The 1,519-nt window shown below is 60.0% G+C and carries 1 protein-coding gene; it reads right to left on the bottom strand.

Features of this window, described 5'->3' with window-relative positions; all coding sequences use genetic code 11:
• Window positions 1-227: 227 nt before the first annotated feature.
• The gene (locus ABX749_RS32520; RefSeq protein WP_372899697.1) at window positions 228-1,070 is read right to left on the bottom strand and encodes a hypothetical protein; all 843 of its coding nucleotides are present in this window, start codon (window positions 1,068-1,070) and stop codon (window positions 228-230) included.
• Window positions 1,071-1,519: the final 449 nt, after the last annotated feature.

Below are 1,519 nucleotides of genomic sequence, written 5' to 3'. Positions count from 1 at the left end.
CTGTTCTCCCCGCTGGTCAATCCACTGTGAAAGCGTGTCGCCCTGGGAGTCCGCGAACGCAGTCCCGGGTCGCCAGACGACGGCGACCGTCAATAGCATCAAGAGAACGACTGGCTTGTTCATCGAAGTGCCTTTTCACCCGTGGTGTGCAGTCGCGGCGGCGTCGCGGCTGGCTTGCTGGTGACTAATATAGACACCAGGTCTATATTGGTCAAGCGGATTTTGGATTAAAATGATTTGTAGACGAAATACGGTGTATGGGGCCGTTGGATCGCCCAGTCGGTTTCCCAGACGAGCGTGTCGGCGTGCCGCACCTGCGTCGGCACGATGCTCATTCGTGCCAGGGCGTATCGCCAGGCTTGCCGGTCGCCATCGTGGTAGGCTTCGATCAGCAGGAGGACTTCCGGATCGGTTCCTTGGACGAACGTGAACACCGCACCGTCGATCAGGTCGGCGTTGGCTCGATTGGATTTGGACGCGCTGGATTTGGACGCCGCTTCATCGAGTTCGTAGCGGTAAACGGGGGTGTCGAGTAAACGGAGTTCGACCGGGTTTTTGTCCGGAGGGACCAGCTGGGAAGAAAACTTGCGTGCCAGGACTCGCATCTGTCGCAGCCGCAGGAACGCGGATTGGGCCGGACGCGGAGCTGATTCGATCGGTGTCCACTGGATGCCTGGTCCGGCGGGCTGCCACATCAGTCGGTCGTTGCTGTCGGCGTTAAGAGCCTGCTCGCTGAGTGATTGAAATTCCAGGTCGATGACATCTTCGCCGACCGGGTACAGGCACAGCGCGACCTGCGGGCGGCCCGACGCGGTCCACAGGTACATGGCGCCCGCCGGGGTCTGGCGTTCGGGGTTGCTCCAGCTGAGCGCGGGTTGCGGGTAACGCGTGAACGGTTCCCGAGAACGCCCCGATGGTGCAATCGAGATCCGGTCGGCCAACTCGGCAAAGCGGTCTCGGATCACCTCGGGTTTCTTCTGCGGGGGTTGCTGAGCGATGGCGCTTGAAACGCTCCCCAGCAGAATCAGTGCGACGACGACGGTGTGGAATGGTCTTAAGCTGCAGGCCATCAAAGGGGCTCTCCTGGCAGGCATCGGCTGATCGAAAGTAGATGAATTGTCTAATGTCGCAGTCTCCGTCGTAGAAGTCAAGTTTTTTCGCTGCGCCAACCAGAATTGCCGCTCCGGCGATCGTTGACCGGCGCGGCGGGGCCGGCGAGAATACGGCGGGCACGATCAGGTCCGCCTGATCTCGCCCAATCACACGCCCGCTTCTCAACCTCTCTGCCGCCGGTTCGATCGATGATCCTTGAGTTCGACGAGAACGTCGTGGGGTTACACCAACGCCGATGACGACCGAGCAGGGACATTTCATCGAGGGACGTGTTACGAAAGCACGCCTGCCCTTTCGTGTGGCCGCCGCGTTACTCGGCGTGATCTTCATTGCCGTTGCGTTTTTTCAAGTACTCGAGCGTGCTGAGAATTGGATCGACTTTGCATTTGCAATCGTCATGGCGCTG

This window comes from Stieleria sp. (assembly GCF_041595215.1).
GTDB classification, from domain to species: domain Bacteria; phylum Planctomycetota; class Planctomycetia; order Pirellulales; family Pirellulaceae; genus Stieleria; species Stieleria magnilauensis.
Note: the sequence above shows the minus strand (reverse complement) of the source record. Positions and strands in the feature narration are given on the sequence as shown.

Bases quoted from the DNA above. Each gene is read 5' to 3' on its own strand.
- ABX749_RS32520 (WP_372899697.1), bottom strand. From the start codon at position 1,070: ATGGCCTGCAGCTTAAGACCATTCCACACCGTCGTCGTCGCACTGATT.